The sequence below is a fragment of the Thomasclavelia sp. genome (assembly GCF_017889095.1).
Lineage (GTDB): Bacteria > Bacillota_I > Bacilli_A > Erysipelotrichales > Coprobacillaceae > Thomasclavelia.
Genome location: NZ_JAGHEW010000208.1, coordinates 1 through 7,637 on the forward strand (window position 1 = coordinate 1; position 7,637 = coordinate 7,637).

Sequence of the window (7,637 nt, forward strand, 5' to 3'; positions counted from 1 at the left end):
AATACGCTTTTACTGAAAAACAAGCTGAAGCTATTGTTATGTTACAATTATATCGTTTAACTAATACCGATATTGTTACTTTAGAAAATGAAAATGATCAGTTAGACAAGCAGATTGCTTATTTAAAAAGTATCTTAGAAAGTGAAACAGTATTACATAAAGTAATCATCAATCGTTTAAGTATGATCAAGAAAAAATATCCAATGCCTCGTCTTTCGATTATTCGTGAACAGGTTCAAGATATTAAAATTGATGAACAGGCCATGATCTTATCTGAAGATACTAATGTATCGATTACTAAAGATGGTTATATTAAACGAATTAGTAATCGTTCCTTAAAAGCTAGTGAAGGAACACCATTTGGAAAAAAAGAAAATGATTATCTGGTTGCTTTACATCAGGCAAATACTTTAGATCATCTATTATTATTTACGGATGCTGGAAATTATTTATTTGTACCTGTCTATAAAATTGATGAATTTAAATGGAAAGATATTGGTAAACATGTAAGTTATTTAATTAAACTTAATTCAAATGAAAAGATTATTGCATCAATTCTAGTAAAGGATTTTAATTTACCATTATATGTTTTAATCGCAACTAAAAATGGTCAGATTAAACGGACTAATTTAATTGATTTTAAAGTATCGCGTTATAGTAAGCCGTTAAAATGTATTAATCTAAAAGGTGATGATCAAGTTATTGGGGTTGAATTAACTGATAATAACCAAGGTATTGTTCTAACAAGTAAAGCTGGTTATGGGCTTTTATATTCGGAACAGGAAGTTTCGATTGTGGGAATCAAAGCTGCTGGCGTTAAAGCGGGTAATTTGAAAAATGATCAGTTAATCAGTTTAAATATTTTTGATCCTTTAACTAATTGTTCATTAATGTTAATTAGTGAAGATGGCGGTATCAAAAGAATTAAGATCAGTGATATTAGTCCATCTAGTCGAACGAAAAAAGGAGTTTTATTATACAAAAATCCGAAATCAAAAATTATTTATGTCAAAGATGCTAAAATAATTGATAATAGCCAGACTTTTAAAATTACTCTAAATGATCAAACTAGTTATGAATATAAAGCAACTGATTTTAATTATGCCAATTTACTTTCTAAACCAGCATCACGTTGGAAATTAACTAAAATACAAATGATCGATAATGTCTATGTTAATAAAGCATTATCAACTGATAATTATCACTTAGATAGAAAAACTGTCATTGATCCTAAAATCTTTGCTGAGCCTAAAGAACATACACTTTTAGATGAAATAGAAAATGATAAACCAAAGCTAGAAAAATATGAAAAGATTACTCTGGCAGATATTTTAAATGAAGATGAAGATTTTTAAAACCGTAATTTAATCGTTACGGTTTTTCTTTCATATATTCACGTAATAATTTAATTAAGGCTCTTTTTTCTAATCGAGATACGTAAGAACGCGAAATATTTAATTTTTTTGCAATATCTTTTTGTGTATATTTTTTAGTATTATTTAAACCATAGCGCATGATCAAAGTATCTTTTTCCCGGTCATCAAGAACATTAAAATAAGTTGTAAATTTGTCTAACGTATCATTGCGATCAACAATATCAATAAATTCTTCTTGTTTAGCTGGAATAATATCCCCTAAAACAATTTCACTGCCATCTTTATCGATACCAATTGCTTCATTTAATGAAACATCTAAACTGGTTTTTTTGTTAGTTCGTAAATGCATCAAGATCTCATTTTCGATACAGCGGGATGCATAAGTGGCTAATTTAGTTTTATGATTTTGTTTATAACTGTCAATTGCTTTAATTAAGCCAATAGTACCGATTGATATTAAATCCTCAGGCAGATCCTTACTATTTTCATATTTTTTAGCAATATGAGCTACTAGCCTTAAATTACGTTCAATCAAAATATTTCTAGCTTCATTGTCACCGTTAAAAAAACGCTCTAAATATTTCTTTTCTTCTTTTGTGGATAATGGCAGTTCAAAGGATTTGGATTTAATAAAAGATACAAAAAAACCACTCGTTAATAATGATAATAATGTTGAAAACATTAAATTCACCTCTTTTACATTCTACGAAAAAAAACCATATTTATGACAAAATCAAACAAAATCAAAGCGATATTTTTACTACTAATACTTTAAAATTATTTTAAAATAAGGTACAATGTTGATGTTTGAAAAGGAGAATATATGGAAGAAATAATTAGATGTTATGGCTGTGGTGCTATTATTCAAAGTGAGGATGAAAAGAAAATTGGTTTTGTTCCTAAAAATGTTTTAGATAAAGAGGTAATTTTATGTCAACGCTGTTTTAGGTTACAAAACTATCATCAGTTACAAAAAAGTAATTTAACTAATGATGATTTTTTAAAGATCCTCCAAACAATTGGAAACCACAATTGTTTAGTTGTCTATATTGTTGACTTATTTGATTATAATGGTAGTATTATCAATGGTTTAATGCGACATTTAAATAATAATGATATTTTGGTCGTTGGTAATAAACGCGATGTATTGCCAAAATCACTTAAAGACATGAAAATTGAACATTGGCTTCGACGTCAATTAAAAGATTCTGGAATTAAACCTGTAGATGTAATTTTATCAAGCGCTAAGAAAAATTATAACTTAGATTTATTAATTGATAAAATTGAATATTATCGTAAAAATCGCAATGTTTATGTTGTTGGAGTGACTAACGTTGGTAAATCTTCATTGATCAATGCTTTATTAAAACATTATAGTCAAAGTGATAATTTAATTACTACTAGTGAGTTTCCAGGAACAACATTGGATTTAATTGAGATTCCATTAGATGATGATAGTTATTTATATGATTCACCAGGAATTATTAATGATTATCAGATTGCTCATTTACTTAAAGATGAGGATTTAAAAATAATTGTTCCTAAAAGTGAGTTGAATCCCGGAATTTATCAATTAAATAGCGATCAAACTTTATATTTTGGCGCTCTAGCAAGAATGGATTATGTTAAGGGGGATAAAACATCATTTACCTGTTTCTTCCCAAAACCTTTAAAAATAAACCGTACTAAAACAGTTAATGCTGATGGTTTATATAATCGTCATTTAACTTTAACACCAGAAATTGAAACAATCAAAGATATTAATGAAATGACGATTCATTTATTTAAATTACCAAACTATAAAGTTGATCTAGTAATTTCAGGACTAGGATTTATTAGTGTTAAATGTCCTAAAGCCAATATTAAGATTTATGCGCCTAAAGGCGTTGGCGTATTTATTCGGGAATCGTTGATTTAGAAAGGAAAAAAAGATGTTAACTGGAAAAGAGAAAAGATATTTAAGAGGAATTGGGCATAATTTAAATGCCATCTTTCAAATTGGTAAAGAAGGAGTTCATCAAAGTCAGGTTGAAGGAATTGATGCTGCTTTAGAAGCCCATGAATTAATTAAAATTAAAATTTTAGAATCTTGTATGCAATCAAAAAATGAAATTGCCATTGAATTAAGTATGAGAACAAAAGCGGATGTAGTCCAGATTTTAGGACGTACTATTTTATTATATCGTCCTAGTGAAAAAGAAATCTATCATTTGCCAAAATGAAAATAGGTATTTTTGGTGGCAGTTTTGATCCGATTCATCGTTCTCATGTTCGGGTAATTGAAGAGTCAATCAGACAGTTAGATTTAGATAAGATTTTAGTTGTTCCTACTGCTAATAATCCTTGGAAAGATTCGGCGGGAGCAACTAAAACGCAGCGTTTAAAGATGCTTGATATTGCTTTAAAACGTTATGCCAAGGTAGAAATATGCCGTTATGAAATTGATCAGGATAATTTAGAAAAAAACTATACGATCGATACATTAAAACATTTTAAAAAAGTCTATCCTGATGATAATCTATATTTTATTATGGGAATGGATCAGGCTAGTTTATTTCATAAATGGCGTAAAGCTGATGAAATAAGCAAACTGGTTCAATTAGTGGTATTTGATCGGATTGGTTATCAAACTAATGATAATTTAAAGAAATACCATTTTATTAAACTTGATTTAATTGCCAGTGATGATGCCAGCAATGATATTCGTAATGGAAAATTACATGCGTTGGCTCCAGAGGTATTAAAATATATTGTTAGTAATGGAATTTATTTAGAAACGATCATCAAAACTAAAATGTCTAAAAAACGCTATCGTCACACTGTTTCGATGGCTCATCTAGCCAAGAAGTTTGCTAAGAAAAATGATGTTGATCCCACTAAAGCTTATGTTGCCGGGATGCTTCATGATATTGCTAAAGAAATGGATCATGATCAGGCTTTAAAAATCATGCAGGAACATTATCCGGCTTATCTTGATAAACCTGTACCAGTATGGCATCAATGGTTATCAGAATATGTAGCTAAAGAAGAATATTTAGTCGAAGATCAAGAAATTTTACAGGCAATTAGACATCACACAACGGCATCAACGATGATGTCAAAATTAGATATGTGTATTTATACTGCTGATAAATATGATCCAAGCCGGGACTATGATTCTTCAAAGGAAATAAAATTATGTAAAAAAGATATTGAAGCTGGGTTTAAAGCTTGTTTACAAGATTTTTATGATTTTTCTAAGAAAAAAGGTCGTTCTATCGATCAAAGTTTTTTTGATGTTTATAAAGTATATGTAAAAGGAGATATTAATGAATAAATTAGAAGTTATTGTTAAAGCATTGGATGATAAATTAGGTAAAGATATTGTCGCAATAGATATGGAAATGGCAAGTTACATGTATGACACATTTGTAATTTGTTCAGCTGATAATGAACGATTAATGAGTGCTCTTCAAGATAGTGTTGAAGAAAAATGTTTTGAACATGGTTTTGAAGCCAAAAATATTGAGGGACGTCGTAATAGCAAATGGTTATTAATGGATTATGGTGATATCGTTGTTCATATTTTTGATAAAGACGAACGAGATTTATATAATTTAGAAAAATTATGGGCCGATATGCCTAGAATTGATATTTCGGAGTACTTAAGCTAATGTCATACGAGAATTTCGCATATTATTATGATAGTTTGATGGATGATCAGTTTTACGAAGATTATTATAACTTTATCAATGAGCATGCCAGCTTTGATAGTGTTTTAGAACTAGGCTGTGGAACTGGTGAAATTGCGATTAAACTGGCTAAAGACAATAAATATGTTCTAGCTACTGATTTATCAAAAGATATGTTAGAAGTGGCTAGATTAAAAGCAATGGATAATGATGTTGATTTACTTTTAGGACGCATTGATATGACTGATTTTGAAACTAATCAGCCAGTTGATCTGGTTTTATGTTTATGTGATTCAATTAATTATTTATTAAAAAAAGATGATGTCTTAAAAACTTTTACTAATGTTTATCAGGCTTTGAAAAATAATGGTACTTTTATTTTTGATGTAAACAGTTTATATAAAACAGATCAGGTTTTAGTTGATTATTTTGAAGAAGCAAATGATGATGATTTTTATTTTAAGTGGGCTGTAACAAATAAAGCGCCAGGTAGAATAGAACATTATGTCGAAATCATTGACAAAGAAAATAATGATCATGTTAAGGAAATTCATCATCAACAAACTTATGATCTAAATACCTATATAAATTTATTAAAACAGGCCGGATTTGAAAATATTGAATATTATGGCGAATTTGAACCATACAATGATGAATCACAACGAATTATTTTTGTCTGTTACAAAAAGGAGGGTAAATAAATGATCGGTATTATTGGGGCAATGGAAGAAGAAGTTGCAGCAATTAAAGAATATATGGATATTGTGGCAACTAAAAAGATTTTAGATTGTACTTTTTATCAAGGGATGATCGATAAACAAGAAGTAGTTTTGCTCCAGGGTGGAATAGGTAAAGTAAATGCTGCTATCTGTACTACTTTATTGCTGACAAATTATCAAATTGATTATGTAATTAATATTGGTTCAGCAGGCGGTTTATCTTTAGATCAGGAAGTAGGGGATATTATTGTTTCTAGTGAAGTTTGCCAGCATGATTTTGATATTACCGCTTTTAAAAATCGAGTGCTTGGTGAAGTTCCTGGATTGCCGCCACGAATTAAAGCTAATGAAAAATTAGTTATAAAAGCTAAAAATATTTTAAATCAAATGAATCAGCCAAGTGAAGTTGGCTTAATTGTATCTGGTGATCAGTTTATCGCAAGTGAAGAGTTAGTTTTAAAAATTAAGAATAATTTTAAAGATGCTAAATGTGCGGAAATGGAAGCAGCGGCGGTTGGTCAAACTTGTTATAAATTTGATGTTCCGTTCATTATTACGCGTTCATTAAGCGATGTATTTGGTAAAGGTGATTCATCGATCCAATTTGATGAATATTTAGCTAAAGCAGCTAAGGCTTCTTGTCAGTTTTGTCTAGCTTTGATCAAGGAGTCTTTCTAAATGAAAAATATTGAATTATTGGCACCAGCAGGCAGCTATGAAGCATTAGTAGCTGCTATTGAAAATGGTGCCGATGCCATATATTTAGGCGGTAATGAATTTAGCGCTCGTGCTTTTGCAACTAATTTTGATCGTAAAGAATTAGAAAAAGCAGTTAATTATAGCCATTTGCGTAATGTTAAAATATATGTAACAGTCAACACTTTATATAGCGATGATCAATTTTTGCAATTACATGATTATTTAGTTTTTTTAGCGAAAATCAATGTTGATGCTTTGATCATCCAGGATATGGGATTATTAAATTATGTTTTAGAGCATTTCCCTAATTTTGAAATTCATCTTTCTACCCAGGCAAGTATTCATGATTTACCAGGGGTAGAGTTTTTTAAAAACAAAGGAATCAAAAGAATTGTCCTCGCTCGAGAAAACAGTCTTGATGAAATTAAAAGTATTTGTAACCAGACGGATTTAGATATTGAAGTATTTGTTCATGGAGCTTTATGTATGTCTTATTCAGGACAATGTTTAATGTCTAGCATGATTGCAAAAAGAAGTGGTAATAAAGGTGCTTGTGGCCAGCCTTGTCGCCTTGCATATCAGTTAGAAAAAGATGATCAAATTTTAAATCAAAAACCATTGTATTTACTTTCACCGCGTGATTTGTGTACAATTGAGTCAATTGATTTATTGATTGAAGCTGGAATTACATCTTTTAAAATTGAAGGACGGATGAAACGCCCTGAATATGTTGCCATTGTAGTTAAGCAATATCGTGATGCTATTGATGCTTATTTAAATAAAAAACAGCTAAATGACATAGAACAGCGGATTTTAAAAATGAAAAAAATGTTTAATCGTAATTTTACTGGTGGCTATTTGTTAAAGGATCGTCAGTTTATGGCTCGTGATCTACCAGGTAATCAGGGAATCAAAGTAGCTAAAGTAATTGGATATAATAAAGCTAAAAAACTAGTAAAACTACAGTTAACTGATCAGTTAAAACAAGGGGATCGCATTAATTTTGTTGATTTAGAACTAACAAGAACGATTACTAAACTGTATCATCAAAGAAAATTAGTCAATCAAGCTAAAAATGGTGATATTGTTGAAATTGAATTAAATCAAATTCCAAAATTGCAAAGTTTTGCTTATAAGCTATATGATATTGATTTAATTCAGGAAGCTAAAGC

General features: G+C 29.7%; 9 protein-coding genes. 8 read left to right on the forward strand and 1 reads right to left on the reverse strand.

Going from position 1 to position 7,637, the window contains the following annotated elements; translation table 11 throughout:
- Positions 1–1,355, forward strand: a 1,355-nt coding sequence (locus J7M77_RS08975) for a DNA gyrase C-terminal beta-propeller domain-containing protein (RefSeq protein ID WP_296877657.1), incomplete at its 5' end; no start/stop codon positions are given.
- A gap of 16 nt (positions 1,356–1,371) precedes the next feature.
- On the opposite strand, the gene sigK is transcribed toward J7M77_RS08975, so the two are convergent.
- Positions 1,372–2,058, reverse strand: a complete 687-nt coding sequence (gene sigK / locus J7M77_RS08980) for an RNA polymerase sporulation sigma factor SigK (RefSeq protein ID WP_296877659.1) — start codon at positions 2,056–2,058, stop codon at positions 1,372–1,374.
- A 141-nt stretch (positions 2,059–2,199) separates the two neighbouring features.
- On the opposite strand from sigK, the gene yqeH reads away from it, so the two are divergent.
- From yqeH to J7M77_RS09015, 7 genes are all read left to right on the forward strand, one after another.
- Positions 2,200–3,294, forward strand: coding sequence for a ribosome biogenesis GTPase YqeH (gene yqeH / locus J7M77_RS08985; RefSeq protein WP_296877661.1), 1,095 nt, complete (start codon positions 2,200–2,202; stop codon positions 3,292–3,294).
- 13 nt (positions 3,295–3,307) lie between these two features.
- The gene (gene yhbY, locus J7M77_RS08990; protein ID WP_296877663.1) at positions 3,308–3,598 is read left to right on the forward strand and encodes a ribosome assembly RNA-binding protein YhbY; all 291 of its coding nucleotides are present in this window, start codon (positions 3,308–3,310) and stop codon (positions 3,596–3,598) included.
- Positions 3,595–4,692 (forward strand): nicotinate-nucleotide adenylyltransferase, encoded by a 1,098-nt coding sequence (locus J7M77_RS08995; protein WP_296877666.1) that lies wholly within the window; start codon positions 3,595–3,597, stop codon positions 4,690–4,692. The genes yhbY and J7M77_RS08995 overlap by 4 nt, the downstream gene beginning before the upstream one ends.
- The gene (gene rsfS / locus J7M77_RS09000; protein WP_296877668.1) at positions 4,685–5,029 is read left to right on the forward strand and encodes a ribosome silencing factor; all 345 of its coding nucleotides are present in this window, start codon (positions 4,685–4,687) and stop codon (positions 5,027–5,029) included. The genes J7M77_RS08995 and rsfS overlap by 8 nt, the downstream gene beginning before the upstream one ends.
- Positions 5,029–5,748 (forward strand): class I SAM-dependent methyltransferase, encoded by a 720-nt coding sequence (locus tag J7M77_RS09005; RefSeq protein ID WP_296877670.1) that lies wholly within the window; start codon positions 5,029–5,031, stop codon positions 5,746–5,748. Before rsfS ends, J7M77_RS09005 begins: the two co-directional genes overlap by 1 nt.
- The gene (locus J7M77_RS09010; RefSeq protein ID WP_296877672.1) at positions 5,749–6,444 is read left to right on the forward strand and encodes a 5'-methylthioadenosine/adenosylhomocysteine nucleosidase; all 696 of its coding nucleotides are present in this window, start codon (positions 5,749–5,751) and stop codon (positions 6,442–6,444) included.
- A partial coding sequence (locus J7M77_RS09015) for a peptidase U32 family protein (RefSeq protein ID WP_296877675.1) occupies positions 6,445–7,637 on the forward strand: 1,193 nt, incomplete at its 3' end. It lies immediately after the preceding gene.